At 58.4% G+C, this 21,688-nt stretch carries 22 protein-coding genes; 21 read left to right on the top strand and 1 reads right to left on the bottom strand.

Annotation, left to right across the window (positions count from 1 at the left end; genetic code table 11):
• Nucleotides 1–21: 21 nt before the first annotated feature.
• From E5161_RS06005 to E5161_RS05995, 3 genes are read left to right on the top strand one after another with little or no spacing between them, the layout of a single operon-like run.
• Entirely contained in the window at nucleotides 22–1,242 is a 1,221-nt protein-coding gene (locus E5161_RS06005) for an exonuclease SbcCD subunit D (protein WP_136776798.1), read from the top strand.
• Nucleotides 1,239–4,649: an AAA family ATPase gene (locus tag E5161_RS06000; protein WP_136776797.1), complete on the top strand. Its 3,411-nt coding sequence runs from the start codon at nucleotides 1,239–1,241 to the stop codon at nucleotides 4,647–4,649. The genes E5161_RS06005 and E5161_RS06000 overlap by 4 nt, the downstream gene beginning before the upstream one ends.
• Nucleotides 4,650–4,675: 26 nt before the next feature.
• Nucleotides 4,676–5,272 carry a hypothetical protein gene (locus E5161_RS05995; RefSeq protein ID WP_136776796.1) on the top strand — a complete coding sequence of 199 codons (597 nt, stop codon included), beginning with the start codon at nucleotides 4,676–4,678 and terminating at the stop codon, nucleotides 5,270–5,272.
• An 82-nt stretch (nucleotides 5,273–5,354) separates the two neighbouring features.
• On the opposite strand, the gene E5161_RS05990 is transcribed toward E5161_RS05995, so the two are convergent.
• Nucleotides 5,355–7,283: an FAD-dependent oxidoreductase gene (locus tag E5161_RS05990; protein ID WP_246042114.1), complete on the bottom strand. Its 1,929-nt coding sequence runs from the start codon at nucleotides 7,281–7,283 to the stop codon at nucleotides 5,355–5,357.
• Nucleotides 7,284–7,448: 165 nt separating this feature from the next.
• Here E5161_RS05990 and E5161_RS05985 point away from each other — a divergent pair, with 165 nt between their 5' ends.
• The 18 genes from E5161_RS05985 to recO all read left to right on the top strand — a co-directional run bounded on the left by E5161_RS05985 (nucleotide 7,449) and on the right by recO (nucleotide 21,561).
• Nucleotides 7,449–7,751, top strand: coding sequence for a hypothetical protein (locus tag E5161_RS05985; RefSeq protein ID WP_136776795.1), 303 nt, complete (start codon nucleotides 7,449–7,451; stop codon nucleotides 7,749–7,751).
• A 123-nt stretch (nucleotides 7,752–7,874) separates the two neighbouring features.
• Entirely contained in the window at nucleotides 7,875–8,249 is a 375-nt protein-coding gene (locus tag E5161_RS05980; protein WP_136776794.1) for a histidine triad nucleotide-binding protein, read from the top strand.
• A 75-nt stretch (nucleotides 8,250–8,324) separates the two neighbouring features.
• Nucleotides 8,325–8,498, top strand: a complete 174-nt coding sequence (rpsU, locus tag E5161_RS05975; RefSeq protein ID WP_062492346.1) for a 30S ribosomal protein S21 — start codon at nucleotides 8,325–8,327, stop codon at nucleotides 8,496–8,498.
• Between the two features lie 14 nt (nucleotides 8,499–8,512).
• A complete protein-coding gene (locus tag E5161_RS05970; RefSeq protein WP_136776793.1) occupies nucleotides 8,513–8,956 on the top strand; it encodes a GatB/YqeY domain-containing protein in 444 nt (147 codons plus the stop codon).
• A 178-nt stretch (nucleotides 8,957–9,134) separates the two neighbouring features.
• Nucleotides 9,135–10,487 (top strand): NfeD family protein, encoded by a 1,353-nt coding sequence (locus E5161_RS05965; protein WP_246042113.1) that lies wholly within the window; start codon nucleotides 9,135–9,137, stop codon nucleotides 10,485–10,487.
• Nucleotides 10,488–10,534: 47 nt separating this feature from the next.
• Nucleotides 10,535–11,530 carry a flotillin-like protein FloA gene (gene floA / locus E5161_RS05960; protein ID WP_136776792.1) on the top strand — a complete coding sequence of 332 codons (996 nt, stop codon included), beginning with the start codon at nucleotides 10,535–10,537 and terminating at the stop codon, nucleotides 11,528–11,530.
• Between the two features lie 33 nt (nucleotides 11,531–11,563).
• Entirely contained in the window at nucleotides 11,564–12,043 is a 480-nt protein-coding gene (locus tag E5161_RS05955; protein ID WP_136776791.1) for a single stranded DNA-binding domain-containing protein, read from the top strand.
• A 201-nt stretch (nucleotides 12,044–12,244) separates the two neighbouring features.
• Nucleotides 12,245–13,141 carry a DUF5667 domain-containing protein gene (locus E5161_RS05950; protein ID WP_136776790.1) on the top strand — a complete coding sequence of 299 codons (897 nt, stop codon included), beginning with the start codon at nucleotides 12,245–12,247 and terminating at the stop codon, nucleotides 13,139–13,141.
• A 149-nt stretch (nucleotides 13,142–13,290) separates the two neighbouring features.
• Nucleotides 13,291–13,587 (top strand): sporulation protein YqfC, encoded by a 297-nt coding sequence (gene yqfC, locus E5161_RS05945; RefSeq protein ID WP_136776789.1) that lies wholly within the window; start codon nucleotides 13,291–13,293, stop codon nucleotides 13,585–13,587.
• Nucleotides 13,588–13,657: 70 nt separating this feature from the next.
• Nucleotides 13,658–14,851 carry a sporulation protein YqfD gene (gene yqfD, locus E5161_RS05940; RefSeq protein ID WP_136776788.1) on the top strand — a complete coding sequence of 398 codons (1,194 nt, stop codon included), beginning with the start codon at nucleotides 13,658–13,660 and terminating at the stop codon, nucleotides 14,849–14,851.
• Nucleotides 14,852–14,866: 15 nt separating this feature from the next.
• Complete coding sequence (locus tag E5161_RS05935) at nucleotides 14,867–15,838, top strand: PhoH family protein (RefSeq protein ID WP_136776787.1); 972 nt, start codon at nucleotides 14,867–14,869, stop codon at nucleotides 15,836–15,838.
• Nucleotides 15,839–15,855: 17 nt separating this feature from the next.
• On the top strand, nucleotides 15,856–18,165 hold the full coding sequence (locus E5161_RS05930) for an HD family phosphohydrolase (RefSeq protein ID WP_136776786.1): 2,310 nt from the start codon (nucleotides 15,856–15,858) through the stop codon (nucleotides 18,163–18,165).
• The gene (gene ybeY, locus E5161_RS05925) at nucleotides 18,162–18,701 is read left to right on the top strand and encodes an rRNA maturation RNase YbeY (protein ID WP_136776785.1); all 540 of its coding nucleotides are present in this window, start codon (nucleotides 18,162–18,164) and stop codon (nucleotides 18,699–18,701) included. Before E5161_RS05930 ends, ybeY begins: the two co-directional genes overlap by 4 nt.
• The gene (locus E5161_RS05920) at nucleotides 18,698–19,072 is read left to right on the top strand and encodes a diacylglycerol kinase family protein (protein WP_246042112.1); all 375 of its coding nucleotides are present in this window, start codon (nucleotides 18,698–18,700) and stop codon (nucleotides 19,070–19,072) included. The genes ybeY and E5161_RS05920 overlap by 4 nt, the downstream gene beginning before the upstream one ends.
• 17 nt (nucleotides 19,073–19,089) lie before the next feature.
• Entirely contained in the window at nucleotides 19,090–19,509 is a 420-nt protein-coding gene (gene cdd / locus E5161_RS05915; RefSeq protein WP_136776784.1) for a cytidine deaminase, read from the top strand.
• Nucleotides 19,510–19,535: 26 nt separating this feature from the next.
• On the top strand, nucleotides 19,536–20,432 hold the full coding sequence (gene era, locus E5161_RS05910) for a GTPase Era (RefSeq protein ID WP_136776783.1): 897 nt from the start codon (nucleotides 19,536–19,538) through the stop codon (nucleotides 20,430–20,432).
• A gap of 101 nt (nucleotides 20,433–20,533) precedes the next feature.
• Nucleotides 20,534–20,692 (top strand): YqzL family protein, encoded by a 159-nt coding sequence (locus E5161_RS05905; protein WP_136776782.1) that lies wholly within the window; start codon nucleotides 20,534–20,536, stop codon nucleotides 20,690–20,692.
• A 47-nt stretch (nucleotides 20,693–20,739) separates the two neighbouring features.
• The gene (recO, locus tag E5161_RS05900; protein WP_136776781.1) at nucleotides 20,740–21,561 is read left to right on the top strand and encodes a DNA repair protein RecO; all 822 of its coding nucleotides are present in this window, start codon (nucleotides 20,740–20,742) and stop codon (nucleotides 21,559–21,561) included.
• The last annotated feature ends 127 nt before the right edge of the window (nucleotides 21,562–21,688 follow it).

Raw genomic sequence — 21,688 nt, 5'->3', positions numbered from 1 at the left:
AATGAAGGAGGAAACGCGCCGATGCGTGTTTTACATACGGCCGACTGGCATCTGGGACGGACGTTGGAAGGCAGAAGCCGGCTGTCCGAGCAGGAAGCTTTTTTGGAGCAGTTGGCGGAGATCGTCAAGGAGGAACAGGTCGATCTCGTGCTGATCGCCGGAGATGTGTACGATTCGGTGAATCCGCCTGCGGCCGCGGAAAGCTTGTATTACGACGCGCTGGCGCGGTTGTCCGATAACGGCCGCCGGGCGGTTGCCGTCATCGCGGGCAATCACGACCATCCGGACCGGGTGGCGGCGGCTACGCCGCTTGCTGCCCGGCACGGCGTTTCCATGCTCGGCATGCCGCAGGGCGAAGCGGTCCTGGTGAACGTACCGCGCACGGGAGAGCAGGCCGTTATCGCGGCGCTTCCTTACCCGTCGGAGGCGCGTCTCAACGAGCTGCTGCAGGCTTCCTTGGATGAAGAAGCGCTCCGTTCCGCTTACTCCGACCGGGTCGGCCGCCTGCTGGGCACGATGTCCGCCGCTTTTCGTCCGAACACAGTGAATCTGGCGATGAGCCATATTTATGTGCTCGGCGGAAGTGAATGCGAGTCCGAGCGCCCCATCCAGGTAGGCGGCGCCTACACGGTACATCCGTCGGCTCTGCGGATCGACCAGCAATACACGGCACTTGGGCATTTGCACCGTCCGCAGCGGGTGGACGGCGATGAGACGATCCGGTACAGCGGCTCTCCGCTGGCTTATAGTTTTTCGGAGGCGGGACAAGCGAAGTCGGTTGTCGTTTTCGACGCGGCTCCGGGTGCGCCGGTCGTGCCGAAGGAATTGTATCTCACATGCGGCAAGCCGCTCGTCCGGTGGCGGGCAACGGGCGGCTTGGCGGAGGTGCACGGCTGGTTGGACGAAGGGCGGGATTCCTCCGCATGGATCGAGCTGGAGCTTTCGCTGACGGAAGCGTTGACGATGGAGCAGATCGCCGCTTTGCGTCTGGCACGCGAAGGTCTTGTGCAAATACGCCCGGTTTATGCCGGCAAAAGCGAGCAAGCCGAAGACCGGGAGGATCGCCGCCGCGGCGCGGTGCCCCCGGACGAGCTGTTCCGACGTTTCTACAGCCGGCAGAACAACGGAGCGGAAGCGGATGAAGCGCTGGTGTCTCTCTTTCTCGAACTTTTGGGAGATGGAGAAGAAGAAGGCGAAACGCCTGGGGATGCGGGCGCCGCGAAAGGGGGAGCGACCGCATGAAGCCGATCCGGTTGGATATCGCGGGCCTCCAAAGCTATCGCGAAGCGCAGACCGTGGATTTTGATTTGCTTTGCCAAGGCGGCGTATTCGGCATCTTCGGCCCTACCGGCAGCGGGAAGTCGTCGATCTTGGACGCGATGACGCTGGCGCTGTACGGCAAGGTGGAGAGGGCTGCCAAAGGTACCCAGGGCATTATGAACGGCGCGGAAAATAAACTGTCCGTGTCGTTCACCTTCGAGCTGTCCGGCGCGGGGGAAACGGAACGTTACCGGGTGGAACGTCAATACAAGCGGGCAGGCGAGACTTCGGTTCACGGCGCGATCTGCCGGCTCGTTCACGTACGGCCGGAAGGCGATGTCGTCCTCGCCGATAAGCAGAACGAAGTGGACGCGGAGGTGGCCCGGCTCATCGGGCTCGAGATGCCGGATTTTACCCGCGCGGTTGTGCTCCCTCAGGGCAAGTTCGCCGAGTTTTTATCATTAGCCGGCAAAGAGCGCCGGCAAATGCTGCAGCGGCTGTTCCGGCTCGAACGATACGGGGATATGCTGGCCGCACGCCTCAGTGCACGAAGCGACAAAGTGAAGCTTGAGCTGAAGGAAACGGAAGCGGAGCAGCAAGGATTAGGCGACGCATCGCCGGAAGCCCTTCAAGCGGCGGCCGCGCGTCTGGCCGAGCTGCGGGAAGCAGCTGCAGGGCTGCGTGTTCGCTTAACCGAAGCGGAAACTTCCCACGCTGAGTTAGGACGCCGCAAGGAGCGGCAAGAAGAGCTTCAACGGATTGAGAACGAACTGTCCGTTTTAACCCGGCGAGCAGAAGAGATGGTGGAACGAGAAAGGCGGCTCGATAGGCTGAACCGAGCGGCCGGGCTCGAGGCTGTGCTTCGAGACGCAGACGAAGCCCGCGATGCGGCGGCGTCCGCCAACGCAGCCAAACGCGAAGCGGAGCAGCGATTGTCCGTACATACTGCGGAAGCCCGGCGCACAGCGGACGAATCTCAGCGGCTGGGCGAGGAAGCGGCGCGGCGGGAGCCTGAGCTGCTCGTAAGGCTGGAGAGGCTGGAACAGGCGTTGCAGCTCGAGCTCGAAACGGAAGAGCTGGCGCGCCAGCAAGCCGGTTTGGCGGAACAGCTCGCCCGATTGGAGCAAGAAAGCGTCCGAATCGCCGCGGCGGTAACCGAACAGCAAGATTTGCTGGAGCGCGGCAAATCGAGGCAGGCGGCACTGAAGGAACAGTTGGCCGCACTTCTTCCCGCGGCGGAACTTAGCGTCCGCCTGCAGACGGCCGCCGCCAAAAGGCAGCAATGGGCGTCCTTGACTGCGCAGGTAACCGATGCTGCGAAGGAAGCGCGGGAGACATCCGATCGAGTGGAGATGGCGGAAGCCCGCTGCCGGCAAACCGAGGCGGGAGCCGCCGATTATTACCGCGAAGGCCTCATGCTGCAAGCGTGGTGGAACGGGGTGTCCGCCGAGTTGGAGAAACTTCGGGAAGAAGCCGCGGCGTACTCGGCGGAGTCGGCTTCGGCCGCCGAACGGCTGCGCGAATGGGAACGCGGGCGGGAACGGGAACAGCTCGCTCATTTACTCGCGGACAGCTTGACCGATGGTCAGCCATGTCCGGTATGCGGCTCGACCTCCCATCCCCATCCGGGCATGCGTGCCGTGCCGGTGGACGGCGAACAAGCTGTGTCGAATGAGACGAAAGCGGTCGCCGATGCCGGTCAACGGATCGCCCTGCTCCAGCAAGAGTTCAAGTCGTGGATGGAACGCAGCGTCTGGTACCGGAATCGCCTGACGGACAAGCTCAAAGATTCAGACTTCGACATTACGACGGATGTTGAGGCGCTGCAACAAGCGGCCCCGTCCGTACCGCCGGCGGAAGCGGCGCAGGATCTGCAGGAATGGAGCGGCCGCTGCAGCGATTGGCTGGCGTCCTTGTCGGAACTGTCGCAGCGACACGATCGCTGGGAGAGCGCGTTCTCGGATCGCTTAAGAGAATGGGCGCAAGCGAAAGACGCCGTTTTATCGTGTACGGAGACTTCTAGGCAGGCGGAAAACCGCCGCCTTAAAGCGGCCGAACAGGCCGACTCGTTCGCGAAGGCTTGGACATCGGAATTTCCGGATTTGGCGCCGGAACAGATCCACGCCAAAGCGGAAGAAGCGGCGGCTGCCGATCGGGAAGTACGCGATATTCGGGAACGGCTGGACAAAAGCGTCGGGTTTCTGGAACAGCAAGAGCTGAAATTCCGGGAAGCGGAACGCGAAGGGCATGAGCTCTCTCTTCGCCTCGCCGAGACGAAGGCGCGCAAAGAGAGCGCGGACGCTCTGCTTGCGAACGCGGCCGGCCGGCTCTCGGAAAGAACGGGCGGAGGCTCCGCGTCCGCCTTGCTGGCCGCTTCCAAGCAAGAGCTGGAGCAATTGCGGACCGCATGTGCAGAGGCCAAAGCGGCCGCGGAAAACGCCGAGCGGCACCGCCAGGAATCGTTGCGTCAGCTGGACACCGCCGCGGAAAGAGATCAGGCGGCGGCCGCCGCGATGGAACGGACGTTCAAACGGCTCGCGGACGGCTTGAACACTGCTTTGTTTGAGTCGGCGGAACAAGTCCGGTCTCTTCTTCCGGAGCTCCCGAACGTGCCGGCGCTCAAGCAAGAAATCGAGGCGTACCGCCGGATGGAGTCTCAGTTGACTGCCCAGCGCGAGCTGCTCCGGGAGCGAATGACCGGAGAGCCCGTCACGCCGGATGCTTGGGAGCAAAGCTTATCCGTTCTGGATTCAATTCGGCGGGAGTCGGAAGAGGCGTTGGCGCTGACCGCCAAAGCGGAGCGCGATGTGGACGATTTGTCCGCCCGCCGCGGGCGGTGGGAGGAGCTCGAGCGCAAGCGCGCGGCTCTGTCGGCCGAAGCGTCTCGCATTGCGCAGCTACAGTCGGTATTCCGGGGCAACGCTTTTGTCGAATATATAGCGGAGGAGCAATTGGAGCAAGTGTGCGTAGCCGCGTCCGAGCGGCTCGGCTTTCTCACAAGGCGCCGGTATGCGCTGGAGGTCGATGCAAGCGGAGGTTTCGTCATCCGCGATGACGCGAACGGCGGCCTGCGCCGCCCGGTTTCGACGCTCTCGGGAGGAGAGACGTTCCTGACCTCGCTGGCGCTTGCTTTGGCGCTGTCGGCACAAATCCAATTGCGGGGCAAATATCCGCTGCAATTCTTTTTTCTCGACGAAGGATTCGGGACGCTGGATCCGGAGCTGCTGGAGACGGTCATCACCTCGCTTGAGAAATTGCAGCACAGCCGGCTGGCCGTCGGCATCATCAGCCACGTGCCGGAGCTGCAGGCCCGTCTGCCGCGGCGTCTTCACGTCACGCCGGCGGAACCCGGCGGGCGGGGAAGCCGTATTACCTATGAAACGATGTAGCGGTTGCGATCTCGGGAGGTCTCACATTGGAAAAGAAACGATCATATACGGTTCCCGTGCTGTTGTTAATTCTCGTGGTGCTGACCACATTGATCGTCATGGTCTACAGCAAATTGCTCGTTGCACAGCAGCAGCAAACGACCGAAAAGGGGAAACGGCTGGCGGAACAATACATTCTCGCGAATGCGTTTGCCGAACGGCTGTCGGAAGGCGCCGCACTGCTGCGCGCGGACGCGACAGAGGCGCAAAGGCTGCGCGGTAAGCGGTTGATGGGTGAGGCGGACTACCCTTCGGTTCCAACCGTTGCCATTCTGACGGAAGCCGCACGCCGGACTTCCGGGCAGTCGAACGAAGAAGCGTTTAAGCCGATTTCGGTCGCGATGTCCAAACTGAGCGAAAAATTGAACGAAATCGGCGAACACGACGGCGCGATCACCGCTGAGGAACAGCGCGTGCTTGCCACCGTACACGCCGGGGCGGCCGACATGGCGGAGGCCCTTCACAAGTTTCGTCCTCCGACCGGCGATGCCGGCTTCCGCCAAATGCAAGCCGGCGGCGAGTGGGTGGCCGCGGTCAATGATGCCGCCAAAGCTTTGCAGGACATGGCCGCGAAGCTGAAATGAGGAAACACAGGGAAAAAATCCAATGCCCTAAGCACAACAAAAATCCCGGCATCCAAGATGCCGGGATTTTGCGTTCTACCGATCAACCCGCCTCGACCGGAACGGCCAACTCCTGCAGCAGCAGCGCGGCCGCTTCCCGTGCGCTCGAGAACGCGCGCTCCGCCAGCTCGCCTTTGCCCGAGCAGCCGTCTCCACAGAAGAAGAAAGGCACGCTTTCCAAACGGTTCGGCAGCAGGCGGTTGCCGGCCACGTGCTTGACGCTTTGCACCATCGCCTTTTTGCTCATCCGTTTGACCGCCACGGCGTCGCGCCAGCCTGGATAATGCCGGTCGAACAGCGCCTCCATTTGAGCTTGGCGCTCGTCGAGGTACGCTTTACGGTCCGATTCGCCCTCGAACGACTCGTCGGACAAATACGCGATGCCCTGCAGAAGCTGCCCGCCTTGCGGCACGAGCGTGTCGTCCGTCGCCGAGACGTCGGAGATGAACATTTTGTTGTTCATGTCGCTGATATAGGAGAATGGGCGGCTCACGACATGGCTCAAACCGACGTCATAGACCAGCACTTCCGTCGCCGTATTGGCTTCGAACGGCACCATGAACGGCTCCCAAGGCGTTCCTTTCAGCAGCTTAACCACCTGCTGCACCGGCATGGCGAATACGACCCGGTCGAACGCGGCTTCGCGGTTTTTGGTGGTGATCCAGTACTTTCCGCCTTCGTAGCGGATCGAGTCGGCGCCTTCCTGTGCCGCCAGCTCCCAGCGGCCGGATTGGCCGATTTTGTTTTTCAGCTGCTCCGTGATGACGGCCCAGCTTCCCAAAATATAATTGACCGGCTTCTGGGACAAAAAGAGATTGTGATAATAGTCTGCAATGACGTGCCCCGGCACGCGGCGGGCGTCCTCAGGCGAAATGAAGAAGTTCGAGCATACGAGGTGCTCCCACAACTCTTTCAAATCTTCTCCTTCGCCCGATTGCGCCAAATAATCGCCGAGCGTAGGGAAGCGGCGCAGCTGGTGAATGTTCGCCATCATCGCGGTAATTTCGGCGACGAAACGGACCTTTTGTCCGGCGGAAATGATATCGGTTTTGAGAAGATTAATAAAGTCCAGCGGGGCAGGCGTGATTTGATCCCCTTTTTCATACATAACCTTGCGTTTGTCCACTTGCCGGCTGGAAAAGTCGAGCTCCAGCTCCTTCTCGAGCTTGCCGATCGTATGCCGGTCAATGCCATAAATCGCATGCGCTCCGTAATTGAGCGTAAATCCGGCTTTCTCGTAAGTAAACGCGCGTCCGCCCCATTGCGGACTCCGCTCGAACACCACGCCCCGGATGCCCGGGGAACGGCTCAAATACGCGGCCGCGGTCAAACCCGCCAAACCGCCGCCGATGACGGCGACTTCCATGCTCGGTTCCTCCTTCAGAACGGCGCCGAAGTCCAGAGAGATGTCCGATCCGTGATCCGCCAATCCGCGCCAAGCCCACATAAGATTCGCACGTACGGCCGACTCCAGGTCGGATGAGGCTCCGGTCGCCCATGTCCACAACGTTCCGGTAAAAACATCATATAAGTACTTCGCTTTGCGGCCGTCGAGGAGCCAACGGGATAAACATTCCGTCAAAGCCTCGGCCAGCTCGTTCTGCACTTTGCCGAGAAGCGGCTCTTCCCGGCTGAGCGAATAGAGGCTGCGCACCAGAAGGGGGACATCTTTCACTGTACGTGACAATTCCAGCAGCAGGCTGTTGACCCGCCCTTCCGCGGAAACGCCTTCAGGAAATCTTCGTTCCGACCAGTGGCGGACAATCTCGCATTGGCGTCTCGGAAGCTCGCAGAGCAGCTCTTCCTTGCTCCGAAAATAGTGATAAAACGTTCCTTTCGATGTGCCTGTGGCTTCGATGATATCGCCGACCGAGACTTGATCGTAACCCCGCTGGGCAAACAGCCGGAGTGCCGTCTCCGCCACGTGCTGCTTCTTTTCGCGGGTCGCCGCCCGAAAACCGGGAATCTTCAAAGAGTCCACACTCCTCCGTGTGCCATTATACGCCACGCAACAAGCGATTGCCAGAGGAAGATAGACCGTCGGTCTACTTTGTGCCTCTGACTATTTTTCCGGCCGCGTAGCCTTTTGCCCAAATCGGAATATGCTGATCGCAAAAGAGCCCAAGGAGGAACCGGGATGGATATCAAAGAGAAGAAAAAGCTGTGTAAGGAGCACATGTACCGTTATGTGGCGGTGCATTTGGCGGACGGAAGTTCTTATGACGGCATCGTGGAATTTGTGGACGATCACTGGCTTCGTTTGGCGGTACCCGGAGCGGTTCAGCCTGCCTCCCGGGCCTATTTTCCGGTGCCCTACACTGACTATTTCGGTCCGTGGGGCTACTACGGAGGCTTCTATCCCTATCCCCGCAGATTCGCGGCACTGCTCATCCCGCTGGCGGCTCTGCAAACTTTGCTGCTGCTGCCGTATTTTTGGTGAACGCCGGAGCGGGGGGCGGCGGAGGAGCCGTCCCCCGGCATCCGTTTCGCCATTGGACGAGCCGTTGCGGGATACTGTATGATGGAAGTAACTTCAATCCGGTTCGAAAAGGGGAGCGCGGCTATGGACTGCATTTTTTGCAAAATTGCGGATGGAACGATTCCGTCCCGTAAAGTATATGAGGACGAGCGGGTGGTGGCTTTTCACGATATCCAGCCTCAGGCTCCGGTACATTTGCTGGTGATTCCGAAAAAACATATCGCCTCGTTGGACGACGCGTCCTCCGAAGATGCGGAGCTTTTGGGACATGCGATGCTGGCCGCGCAGAAGGTCGCCCGGGAAGCCGGCGTGGCGTCCAGCGGGTACCGCGTCATCACGAATATCGGACCCGATTCCGGCCAAATCGTTTTCCATTTGCATCTTCATGTGCTCGGCGGGGAAAAATTGGCTCATCTGAATCCGAAAAATACGTCCGAACAAGGCCCTTCCTCAAGTTGACACCCCCTTTCTACATCACATATAATTGGTTTGATAACCGTGTGTTGTGGTCTGTTGCGGAGGGAGGGAAAACAGGTGTCCGAAACGAAAGTACGCAAAAATGAAACAATCGACGCTGCACTCCGCCGCTTTAAGCGTTCCATCGCGAAAGACGGCGTTCTCGCTGAAGTTAAGAAGCGCAAACATTACGAGAAACCGAGCGTTAAGCGCAAAAAGAAATCCGAAGCCGCCCGCAAACGTAAGTACTAGGAGGATTGGCTCCGATGAACCTCGCGGACCGTTTGAACGAAGACATGAAGCAAGCGATGAAGGGTGGAGAGAAGTTTAAGCTCTCTACGATTCGGTTGGTTCGTGCCGCGATCAAAAACCAAGAGATCGAACTGCGACGCCCGCTGGACGACAGCGAATTGATTCAAGTCGTCAGCCGGGAGCTCAAACAGCGCAGGGATTCCCTTCAGGATTTTCAAAGAGCGGGTCGTGACGACCTTGTGGCCAACGTCTCTGCGGAGATTGACATCATCAGCCAGTATCTTCCCGAGCAGCTGACCGAAGAAGAAGTCAAAGTTATTGTCAAGCAGACCATGCAAGAAACCGGTGCTTCTTCCAAAGCCGACATGGGAAAATTGATGGGCGCGTTGATGCCGAAGGTGAAGGGACGCGCCGACGGAAAGCTCGTCAATCAAATCGTCCAACAGTTATTGTCATGAATCCCTCGAGAATGCAGGCACTCCCTTGAACGGGAGTGCTTTTTGCATACATACCGTATATAACCCCCATATTGAAACTTCCGGAACGACCCTCCGTAATACATCATGTTCAAGCAAGCAATCGTTGGATCGTAAGCGGGTACATCCCGGCCGGTCGATTGAAGGAGGAGGAATCCGATTGCTGGCGGGCAATATTAATTTTCGAAAAATGGCAAGTTTAGGGTTATTCCTGGCGACGCTTCTCTTGGGAGCGGGGCAGGCGGCCGCCGCCGAAGCGGCGCCGGGTCCGGTATACGTCGTACCGGTGAAACAGACGGTTCAAAGCGGCCTCGCTTCGTTCTTGGATCGGGCGCTGACGGAGGCGGAGGACGCAAAAGCATCATTGGTGGTGCTGGACGTCGATACACCCGGCGGTCGTCTGGATACGGCCGAGGAAATCGCCGTCCGGATCCGAAACACCAAGGTGCCGACGGTGGCGTTCGTCAGCGGCAAGGCCGCATCCGCAGGGGCGTACTTGTCGCTGAATGCCGGGGCGATCGCGATGGCTCCGGGTACGACGATCGGCGCCGCGATGATCGTGGATCAGACCGGCGAGGCGGTGGACAATCCGAAGCTCGTCGGCCATTGGTCGTCGGAAATGGAAGCCGCCGCTCAGTTGAACGGACGGAATCCGGACATTGCGGTCGCCATGGTGGATCCATCGCGTGTCGTGCAAATGAAGGAACTCGGCCGTACGAAAGAAAAAGGGCAAATTTTGTCCCTCTCCGCCGAAGATGCGCTGAAGGTCGGTTACTCGGATCGTATGGCGAAGTCGGTCGATGAAGTCATCGCTTGGAAAGAGCTGTCCGACCGCACGGTGGTTAAGTTGAATCCGAGTTTCGCCGAACGCTTGTCTCAGTGGCTCACCTCTCCAGGCTGGTCCACGCTGCTGCTCATCATCGGCATTGCGGGCATTGCCATCGAAATGCTGGTGCCCGGCTTCGGAGCCGCCGGCATTCTCGGACTCGCGGCCTTTGGACTGTATTTCTTCGGGCAGTCGGTGGCGGGCTTTGCGGGCATGGAATCGATGATCATCTTCGGGATCGGCATTCTGTTCCTGATTCTCGAAATGTTCATCCCCAGCTTCGGCATTCTCGGCATTCTCGGCATCATCGGGGTGATCTACGGAATCTCGTCGGCGGCATACGATACCGGTCATGCCGCCCGGTCTCTCGGACTGGCCGCGTTGGTCGCCTTGGTGATCACAATGGGGGTCGTCTACATTTTCCGCAAGCGCGGAATATGGAACCGGTTCATCCTCCGGGAGCAATTGACGACGGAGCAAGGCTTCGTGCCTCATGCGTCGCGCGAGGACTGGGTCGGCCGGGAAGGTGCGGCGCTCTCGCCGCTTCGGCCGGCAGGTGTTGCGGATATCGGAGGAGAGCGGGTCGACGTCGTGACGTCCGGCGAATTTATCGAACGCGGGCGTACGGTTCGCGTCATCGCGGTGGATGGAACGAGAATTTTGGTGAAGGAAGTCGCTTCATCGTAACGAATTGTGGAAGCAGGGAAATAAATTTAAAATCGGAGGGTTTCTATATGGATCCAACCATTCAGCTATTGGTCATTATCGCTTTGGCGGTCGTCGCATTGTCCGTTTTTTTCAGCTTTTTCCCGTTCATGCTGTGGATTTCGGCGCTCGCTTCCGGCGTGCGCATCGGGATCATCACCTTGGTGGCCATGAGGCTTCGCCGGGTCGTGCCGAGCCGGATCGTGAATCCGATGATCAAAGCGACGAAAGCCGGATTGGGACTGAACATCAATCAACTGGAAAGCCACTTTTTAGCCGGCGGTAACGTAGACCGCGTCGTCAACGCCTTGATTGCGGCGCAGCGCGCCAATATCCCGCTCGTGTTCGAACGCGCGGCGGCGATCGATTTGGCCGGACGGGACGTGCTGCAGGCGGTGCAAATGAGCGTTAATCCCAAAGTGATTGAAACGCCGGTCGTTTCGGCCGTCGCCAAGGACGGCATTGAAGTGAAGGTCAAAGCCAGGGTGACGGTTCGCGCGAACATCGACCGGCTGGTCGGCGGTGCGGGAGAAGAGACCATTATTGCCCGTGTAGGGGAAGGGATCGTCAGTACGAACGGCGCGGCCAACTCTCATAAGGACGTCCTTGAAAATCCGGATTTGATTTCGAGAACCGTACTCAACAAAGGTTTGGATGCGGGCACGGCGTTTGAGATTTTGTCGATCGATATTGCCGACGTAGACGTTGGCAAAAACATCGGAGCGCATCTGCAAACTGAGCAAGCGGAAGCGGATAAGCGCATCGCCCAGGCCAAGGCGGAGGAACGCCGCGCTATGGCGGTTGCCCAGGAGCAGGAAATGAAGGCGCGCGTGGTCGAGATGAGAGCCAAAGTAGTGGAGGCCGAATCGGAGGTTCCGCTCGCGATGGCGGAAGCTTTGAAGGGCGGCAAGCTCGGCGTGATGGATTATATGAACTTGAAAAATCTTGAAGCGGATACGCATATGAGAGGCTCCATCGGCCGTCAAGGAGACGCATCGCGCGGAGAATCCGACGACAAGAAATAATGCCGCCCATGTCCCCGGAAAGGAGGCGGAAGCTTGGAACAGTTAATATCCTTTTTGATGGATCACTTTTTCATCGTCGTGATTGTAATAGGTTTGATTTACACGATGTTTTTCCGTAAATCTCCGCTGGAGAATCGGCCTTCGAACCGGATGCCGGATTTCGGCAGCGGCGGTGGTCCCGGGCTCCCGCAGAGGCCCCGTCAGCCGGGATGGCCGGCGGGCAGACAGCAGGCGGAACACGAGCGTCCGCGTCCGGTCGAACGCCGACATCCTGCGGCGGAGCCGGCTGCGGTGCGGCCAAGCTGGGCCGATGCGGTGCCGGAGGCGGCTCCGGTCGTGTCGGTAACAATTCCGGCTGCGCCGAGTATTGCAGCCGTGCCGCCCAGTCCTTCGCCTGCCGAGGCGCCTCAAGAATCGGCCGAAGGCGCGCTTCGCCGAGACGACCTGACACGCGCGGTGATTTGGGCCGAAATCCTCGGCCCTCCACGTTCCCGCCGGCCGTATCGCCGGTAATCGATCTTGCCTGCCGCTTCCAAGCGGCAGGCATTTTTTGTGCGCACCGCGGCGCGGCCGGGCCGTTAAGCGGTTGCCATCAGGTTGAGTGACGCAGGTAAAATCAGGAAACCTTGCTTGCTACCCGCCGAAAACGGCATCTCTCTCCGAATGCTATAGATAGAGTCACTTTTACCTAACCTACTGCAGAGGAGAATGCTTATGAAACGGAGACCGATCGACAAGGTGATCCTGAATGGAATGCTGAGCGGCGTACTTGCGATGGGGATCGGAACGGGGAGCGCTTTTGCCAACGGCACCCAAACGACCGAACCCGCCGCTTCCCCAGCGCCGGTAACAGTATCACAAGCGGATGCACAAAAATTGATTTTGCCGGGCGACTTTTTCTACTTCCTCAAAACGTTCGTTGAGAAAGTAGAAATTGTCATCACGACGGATGATGTCCAGCAAGCGAAGCTGCTCAAGCTTATTACGCAGAAAAGAATCCGGGAAGCGGATGTTCTGTTTGAGAGAAACGAACCGAACCTGGCCGTAGTAACCCTACATAGAGCGTTGGACGATCAGGAGCAAGTGATGGAAGACGATCAGGAAGATGCCGAGTCTTCGGTACACCAAGAACTTGCGGACCACTACCGGAGCAATCTGGAAGCTTTGACCTTCGTCCTGGAAAAAGTGAAAAATCCGCAAGCCAAAGCCGCACTGGCCCGCAACATAGAGAAAACGAAAGCGAAGCTGGCACTGGTGACGATAACCGTCGAAAAACCGGGTGTAGTTCCTGCAACTTCTGTCGGCGTTCAGGTCGACATCAAACCGGCACGGACGACGAATGCGGCAGTCGACATGGAAGACGACGATCATGACGATGACAAAGACAGCGCCGAAAAAGCCCTGCACGAAAAGCTGAAGCAAGAACGCAAAGCGGCGCAAGAGAAGGCGAAACAGGAACGCAAAGCGGCCAAAGAAAAAGCCAAGCAGGAACGCATAGCGGCTCAAGCGAAGGCTAAACTCGAACGCAAAGCTGCGCATGAGTCAAAAAAACATGACGATTGCGACGAAGACGATGATCACGACGATGATCACGATGATCACGACGACTAAGCCGTAAACCGCCGCCATTCGACCCAAGAAGCCCCGCGGGGCTTCTTTTTTATGCCGGATGAACCGCTGCCTGCCGTTCGCTTGAGCCTCCCGCTTCATAAATGACGCGCGCCCCGCATATGTTTTACCGAACGGAGGGGGGACGCTTCATGCCTCGAGTCGGCCGCAAGCTGCGCAAATGGACCGCTGCCATTCTCGACCTGCCGCAGGATGTCGCGCTGGACCTCCCCCGCGTCACGATGATCGGCGGCCTGCAGGTCACGGTAGAGAACCATCGGGGAGTGCTCCATTTCTCGCCGAAAACGCTGAGGCTGGCGATGGATCGCGGAGTCATGGAAGTGACCGGAGACAATTTGGTCATACGAAATATCGGAGCCGAGGAAGTGTTTGTGGAAGGGCAAATTTTCGGCGTCACGCTTCATCCGAAGGGGTCTCCCTCCGGGTGAGGCTTGTACGGCCTGACCGCAGGCTCCTTCAATTCGGACAAGCCCATGATAGAGGGAGAGGACGGCAGCGATGAAAGGAACTTGGTTTGCGGCGGTTCGCGGCTATGTGTGGATTAAGCTGATCGGGGGCAACCCGGAAGTTTTCCTAAACGCGGCGACGGCCCATAAAATTTTGTTGTGGAACATCGCCTACTCCTCGGATGGAAGCCTGACGTTCGGCGTATTGGTGCCGGACTTTTTTCGTCTGCGTCCGTTGATCCGCAAGAGCGGGGGAAAAATAAGAATTCTCGCCAAGCGCGGCGTCCCTTTCCAACTGGCCCGGCTGTCGAGAAGAAAGACGTTCGCGGCGGGCATGCTTGTTTTTGCAAGCCTGCTGTTCCTGTTGTCGACTTTCGTATGGCAAGTGCGCATAGAAGGCGAGACGTCCATCGCCGAGGACCAGATCTACCGGGCTGCCAGAGCGGAAGGATTACATCGGTTCCAATGGTCGTTCCGGATCCCGGATTCTACGACACTGGCGCGAAAACTGGCCGCCCGGCTGCCGGACGCTTCGTGGGTCGGCGTGGAGAAAAAAGGGACGACGGTCGTGATCACCGTGGTGGACTCCACCAAACCGGAATTGAAAACAGCGCAAGGTCCGAACGACCTGCTGTCGGTGGCTGATGCCGTCATCACCCGCGTAGTGGCCGAAAGCGGCAGGCCGCTGGTAGAACGGCACGACCGGGTGCGCAAAGGGCAGGTGCTCATCACGGGCTGGCTTGGCGACGAAGAAAGGAAAAAAGCCGTCGTCTCCAAAGGAAAAGTCATGGGGCTCGTGTGGCATGAAATGAAAATTGTTTCTCCGTTGGTGCAGCATCTTAAAACGTATACGGGCGAGTCCAAGCAGCGAACCTACTGGATGATCGGCAACCGGGCGCTGCAAATTTCGGGATACGGCGGCGAACCGTACACCGAATCCCGCACCGGCTCGGTCATTCATCCTTGGCGAATCGGCAAATGGCCGCTGCCGTTCGGCATTCTTGAGGAACGCGAACTGGAGGTGCGGACGGTCACGGAAAAGTTGAGCGCTTCGCAGGCCAAAGAAGCCGGACTTCGCCAGGCGAAGGCCGAATTGCTGTCGCGGTGCGGCAAGGACGCCCGAATCACGTCGGAAAAGATTTTGCATGAACAAACGGAGAGTGGTAAAGTGGTGTTGACCGTGCTTTATGAAGTGGAGCAGTCTATCGGCGTCGAACGTCCGATTGTTCTAACACCTGCCGAATAGGGGGAATGAGTCTTTTTGTCGGAACTGAAACTATCGGTATCGATCCCGCTCGAAAATACGGCGGAGGGGCTGGCGCTGTTCGGTCCGCAGGATAAATTTCTGCGCTTGATCGAACAAGAGACGGAATCCGTCATTCATACCCGCGAATCTGAAATCGTCCTGGACGGTTCGGACAAAGAAGTCCGGTCGCTCGAGCAGTTGTTCGAGACGCTGCTCCAGCTCATCAGAAGCGGACTGCAGCTGAATGAACGAGACGTCCGATATGCGCTGAGTTTGGCACGCGAGATGAAAGCGGACCAACTGCTGGCGCTTTTCAAAGGTGAAATCACGACAACGTTCCGCGGCAAGCCGATCATTCCCAAAACACTCGGCCAGCGGCACTACGTCACAACTATACGCAGGAAAGATATCGTTTTCGGCATCGGGCCGGCCGGCACAGGCAAAACCTATCTTGCGGTCGTTTCGGCCGTAGCTGCACTCAAGAACGGCAAAGTGAAGCGCATCCTTCTTACCCGTCCCGCGGTGGAGGCGGGGGAGAGCCTCGGCTTCCTGCCGGGCGATCTGCAGGAGAAGGTGGATCCTTATCTGCGCCCATTATACGACGCTTTGAACGACGTGCTGGGCGCCGAAGGCGTGGCCAAGGCCATGGAACGCGGCATGATCGAGATCGCTCCGCTTGCTTACATGAGAGGACGGACGCTGGACGATTCGTTCATCATTTTGGACGAGGCTCAGAACACGACCCCGGAACAAATGAAAATGTTCCTGACACGCCTCGGCTTCGGGTCGCATATGGTCATCACCGGGGACGTTACGCAAATCGACCTGCCCAAAGGCCGGCAGTCGGGCTTGATCGAAGCCCAGCGTATATTGCGTGATGTCGAGGAAATCGGCATCGTCCACTTTTCGGAGCAGGATGTCGTACGGCATGCGCTCGTACAAAAAATCATCATGGCTTACAACCAAGATCGAGATCAGCAGCCATAGAGGAAGGAGTACGCCGGATGAGTCGGAATCGAAGCGGCACGTCGGGCACCCATCTGACCTTGCCCCAGGCAGGCTGGCAGCACAGCGTAGCCATTCGCTGGCTCCTGATCCTGCTTTTTGCGTTGTTGTTTTACTTCAGCATCGCCTCGCGCCTTGTGCCGGAAACCTACAATATTACGCTCGGCGCAGTAAGCGACCGGGACATCAAAGCGCCTCACCAAATCGCCGACCAGAAATCGACGCTGGAGGCGCAGGAGAAGGCCGCTGCAGAGGTCGATCCCGTCTATGCCATCGTTCCGATGCGCAACGAGCAGCTGATCGACGAAATATTCACGAGGATCGAGCAGCTGAATCAAGACGCAGAAATCACAGAAGATAAAAAGGTCGACATTTACCGGAGGGAAATCCCCGAGCGGGTCGAACGTCACGTCCAAACCGTCACGGCGGCTTATTCCCAATCGGAAATGAACACGTCCGGATTGCTGACCGAATTGCAAAAGATCGTCGCTTCGCAGATGTATCAAATACCTGAAGAAACGTTTTACAAGCTCCCCCGGCTGTCGGCCGACCAATTGACCGATATGAAAACGGTCGGCAAGGATATTGTTCGGAAGCTGACGTACGAGGCGTTGACCGACGCCGAGACCGCCCGGACTAAGGTTGCTGAGCAGGTGAATGCCAGCTCCCTGACCCTCAAGATCGAGCGGGAAATCGTTCAAGAACTGGTGCGCCTGACCATTTTGCCGAACAAATTTTTCGACAAAAAAGCGACGGAAGCGGCCAAAGTCGAGGCAAAGCAAAACACGCCGACGGTGCTCATCAAGCAAGGAGACATTCTGGTCAAAAAAGGCCAAGTGGTGAACGAGGACATTTACAGCCGTTTACTGGCGCTCGATCTGCTGCAGGAACACCGCACGTATTGGCCGCAGCTCGGGGTGTTTCTCCTGGCCGTGCTCATGACCATCGGGCTCTACGTTTACGGAACGGTCACGGCTCCCGTCAGGCCTACGCCGACGCGCTCCAATCTCCATTGGCTTATGCTGCTGATCATTTTCGGCGTCAATATTTTGATCATGCATCTCGTGGCGCTTACCCATAGTCCGCAGCTTCCGTTCGTCGGTTTTCTGGCGCCTGTGGCGATGGGCAGTATGCTCGTCACGATGCTGCTCGATCTTCATTTCGGGCTTGTCAGTGCATCTGTGTTTACGCTGCTGGCCAGCATCATCCTAAATGTGGAGCAGGAAAGCCTGTTCGACTTCCGGTACGGCTTCGCGGCCGCGGTCGTTTCGTTCACGGCGGTTCTCGCAATCCATCGCGTCCGCCAGCGTTCTTCGATTTTGAAGGCGGGGATTATGGTCAGCCTGTTCGGATCGCTTGCGGTCATCGCGCTGCTGCTGGTCGGACAGGAAACGGACCAGCTGAGGCTGGCCCAAGCGGTGGGCTTCATGTTCGGCAGCGGACTGCTAACGGCCGTGCTCGTCATCGGTTTGATGCCGTTTTTCGAGGTGACGTTCGGACTGCTGTCGGCGGTGAAGCTCGTAGAGCTGTCGAACCCGAATCATCCGCTGCTTCGCAAGCTGCTCACGGAGACGCCCGGTACGTATCACCACAGCCTGATGGTGGGCAACCTGTCGGAAGCGGCGGCCGAAGCGATCGGCGCGAACGGACTGTTGTGCCGGGTCGGATCTTTTTATCACGATGTCGGCAAAACGAAGCGCCCGCAATATTTCATCGAGAATCAGAATGGCGGGGACAATCCGCACGACAAGCTGGATCCGAAAGTAAGCACGTCCATTATTATCGCTCACGCGCGCGACGGAGCCGAAATGCTGAAGACCCACAAGCTGCCCAAGCAGATACGCGATATTGCGGAGCAGCATCACGGTACCACATTTCTCAAATATTTTTACTACAAAGCGGTCAAGCAGGCGAAGGAACAAGATGTCATTCCCACTTACACGGAAGACGATTTTCGTTACCCCGGCCCGAAGGCGCAGACCAAAGAGGCGGCCATCGTCGGCATCGCCGACTGTGTGGAAGCCGCAGTGCGCTCGCTGAATCATCCGAAGGTGGAACAGATTGAGCAAATCATCGGCAAAATCATTAAAGACCGGCTCGACGACAACCAGTTCAACGAGTGCGACTTGACGCTCCGCGAGCTTGACCAGATTGCGGAGTCGCTGAAACAGACCGTGATCGGCATGTTTCATTCGCGCATCGAGTATCCCGACGATAAAGACATCAAACCGCTCAAAAAACCAACGGAAACGAGCCCTGCCGCCGCGGATCAAGCGGCCGCCGGGCTTGCCAAGGAGAATCTGTCATGACCTTGAGTCTGGAATGGATCGACGAACGCGAAGACGGCGCCGGCGCCCAAGAAGAAGCTTGGATGGAACGGCTCGAGACACTGCTGAAAATTGCAGGTGAAGCCGAAGGGGTCGAGAGCGGCATCGTCACACTGACGTTGACCGACGATGAGGGTATTCAGACCTTGAACCGGCAATATCGCGGATTGGACAAGCCGACCGACGTGCTTTCTTTTTCGATGGTGGAAAGCGCCGGTGACGAGCCGGAGGTACGTTTCGAAGACGAATACGAAGCGGCCGGCGAAAGCGGAGAATGGGAAGACGCAGACCGTGCCGGCGATCCGTTCTCGGACCTGCTCGGAGACATCGTCATCTCGGTGCCCCGCGCCGAGGCGCAGGCTGCGGAATACGGTCACAGCTTCGAACGGGAACTCGGCTTTTTATTCGTTCACGGGTTTTTGCATTTGCTCGGCTACGATCATGACTCGGAAGCGGACGAGAAGCGGATGTTCGCCAAACAGGAAGAGGTGCTCGCGAAAGCGGGGCTGACCCGGTGAACGGGCCGCGTGCTTCTTTGGCGGAATCGTTCCGGCATGCGATCGAAGGCATCGGGTATGCGATTCGGCAAGAGCGGCATATGCGTTTCCACGTTGGAGCGGCGATTGCGGCGGCAGCGGCGGGCATCTGGCTTCGCATTCCCGCAGGCGGTTGGCTTTGGCTCGGCGCGGCGGTGTCCGCGGTTTGGACGACGGAGCTCATCAATACGGCGGTCGAACGCACGGTAGATTTGGCGACGCCTGAGCGGCACCCGCTGGCCAAAGCGGCCAAGGACGCGGCGGCCGGCGCCGTGCTGGTCGCGGCGTCCTTCGCGGTTTTTGTTGGTTTGGTTGTGCTGGCGCCGCCGCTGTGCCGGCTCTTATTCGGATAAAGAGGAGAAGGAGAACGATGGGGGATCCACGACAATGGAACGCCGAGCAGCTGCTTGAAGCTGCCAAACAAGCGAGAACCCGGGCTTATGTGCCCTATTCGAACTTCGGCGTGGGTGCGGTATTCATGGATTCGGACGGACAACTGCACGCCGGATGCAACGTGGAGAACGCCGCTTACGGACCGACCAACTGCGCGGAACGGACGGCCTTGTTCCGGGCCATCGCCGACGGACGCAAGCCGGGAGAATTCCAGGTGGCCGCCGTCATCGGCGACACGGACACGCCGATTACGCCGTGCGGCATTTGCCGCCAAGTGATGGTGGAGTTGTGTTCGCCCGACATGCCCGTCATCTTGGGGAATATGCAGGGCGATTACCGGATGACGACGGTTTCGGAGCTTCTTCCGGGAGCATTTTCGAAGAAGGACCTGACTTAATCGGCGGCACCGAAGGAGAGAAAGCGATGAAGCAAGGCTTCAAATCAGGGTTCGTGGCGATCGTCGGACGCCCCAATGTGGGAAAATCCACGCTCATGAACCAGGTAATCGGTCAAAAAATCGCCATCATGTCCGACAAACCGCAGACGACGCGAAATAAGATCCACGGAGTATATACGACCGAGGACATGCAGATCGTCTTTTTGGATACGCCGGGCATTCATAAGCCGTTTTCCAAGCTCGGGGACTTTATGGTGAAAGCCGCTCAAAGCGCCTTGGAAGAAGTAGAAGCGGTTCTTTTTCTCACGGATGTGACGGAGGAGCTGGGCGGCGGGGACCGCTACATCATTGAACGGCTCAAAAACGTCGACACACCCGTGTTCCTCGTGCTCAACAAAATCGACAAAGTGCATCCCGAGGCGTTGCTGCCGCTTATCGAGCAGTACCGCAAGCTGTACGATTTCACGGAAATCGTTCCGGTATCCGCGCTCCATGGCAACAATGTGAATGCGCTGCTCGAGCAGGTCGGCAAATATTTGCCGGAAGGCCCGATGTACTATCCCGCGGATCAGGTGACGGATCATCCGGAGCAGTTCGTCTGCGCCGAGCTGATTCGGGAAAAGATTTTGCTCAAAACCCGGGAGGAAGTGCCCCACTCGATCGCCGTAGAAATCGAAAGCATGAGTGTCGGCGAAAATGGGGTTGTCAATATCGGCGCGGTGATTTATGTGGAGCGGGACTCGCAAAAAGGCATCATCATCGGCAAAAGCGGCTCGCTGCTCAAGGAAATCGGGCAGCTTGCCCGTTTTGACATCGAACGGCTGCTGGGCTCCAAAACTTTTTTGGAATTGTGGGTCAAAGTCAAAAAGGATTGGCGCAACCGCGAGTCCGTGCTCAAATCGCTCGGTTTCCGGAACGACTGAGCGGCTCATTCGCAAAATGTTGTCAGGCATTACCGTCGGCGGCTAAGGGCATTCTATACGGGGAAGAGCAAGTCATTTCCGCCCGGAGAGGATGAAGCGCTGTGCGGGATTTTACATGGCACGTGTTTAGGCAAACCGGCGACATCGAAGCTTATTTATTGTATAAGGAAATGGACAAGCTTGGCAGCTCCGACGGTCAACCGGAAGGGGCGCCCGAACAAGAGGACGGCGGTTCCGCGGGAGAGGCGGTTCCGTCTTGAGGACGGCCCGGCGCTGAAACGGGCGGTTCGGACGGGGGAGAGGTCCGATGCTCTATCGCGTGGAAGGCATCGTAATCCGGAGCACGGATTACGGAGAAGGCAACAAAATCGTCACCCTGCTTACGCCGACGCACGGCAAGCAGGGTGTCGTCATACGCGGAGCGCGCAAGCCCAAAAGCCGCTACGGCGCGCTGGCGCAATTGTTTACATATGGGGAGTATTCGTTTTATAAGTCCGGCTCGCTCGGGACGCTGAACAGCGGGGAAGTGATCGAGCCGTTCCGCGAGCTGCGCGAAGGCTTGGAGGGTCCCGCTTACGCCTCCTACGCGGCGGAGCTGACGGACCGGGCGGTCGGCGACGAGGATGCCAGCGCTTTTTTGTTCCGGCAGCTGAAGGCGTGTCTCGCGGCGCTGGCCGAAGGGAAGGATCCCGCGGTTGTGATGCGCGTTTATGAGATGGTCGTGATCGGCGCGGCCGGTTACTTGCCCGTGCTGGACGAATGCGTGAATTGCGGCCGGACGGAAGAACCGTTCCGGTTCAGCCCGTCCGCGGGAGGCGCGTTATGCCCGCTTTGCCGTCATCGGGACCCTGCGGCATTGGAGCTGGATCCGGGCGTTTGGAAACTGCTTCGACTGTTCGCCGGACTCGATCTGAACCGGCTGGGCAGCATCTCCTTAAAGGACAGCTCCAAACGCCAACTGCAGCTTGCCCTGCGCCGCTGGATGGACCACCATCTCGGTTTGAATCTCAAGTCCCGCAACTTTCTGGATCAATGGGAACGGCATGGAGAACTGCTCGGAAGGCCGGCGGAGGAAGGAACGCGGGAATCCCGCGCCGAGCCGGAGACGGATGACGGCCCGGCAGTTTGACATCCTGCCGTTCGTTGGATAGAATGGTCATAATCGGCTGATCCGATCCGTCGCATGGCGAATCGATCGGTAAGGCCTCAAGGTTCTCGATGAAGGAAAAAGTAGCCGGATACCGTCGGCAGCCAAG

The organism is Cohnella pontilimi, from assembly GCF_005049045.1.
GTDB lineage: Bacteria > Bacillota > Bacilli > Paenibacillales > Paenibacillaceae > Cohnella > Cohnella pontilimi.
Note: the sequence above shows the minus strand (reverse complement) of the source record. Positions and strands in the feature narration are given on the sequence as shown.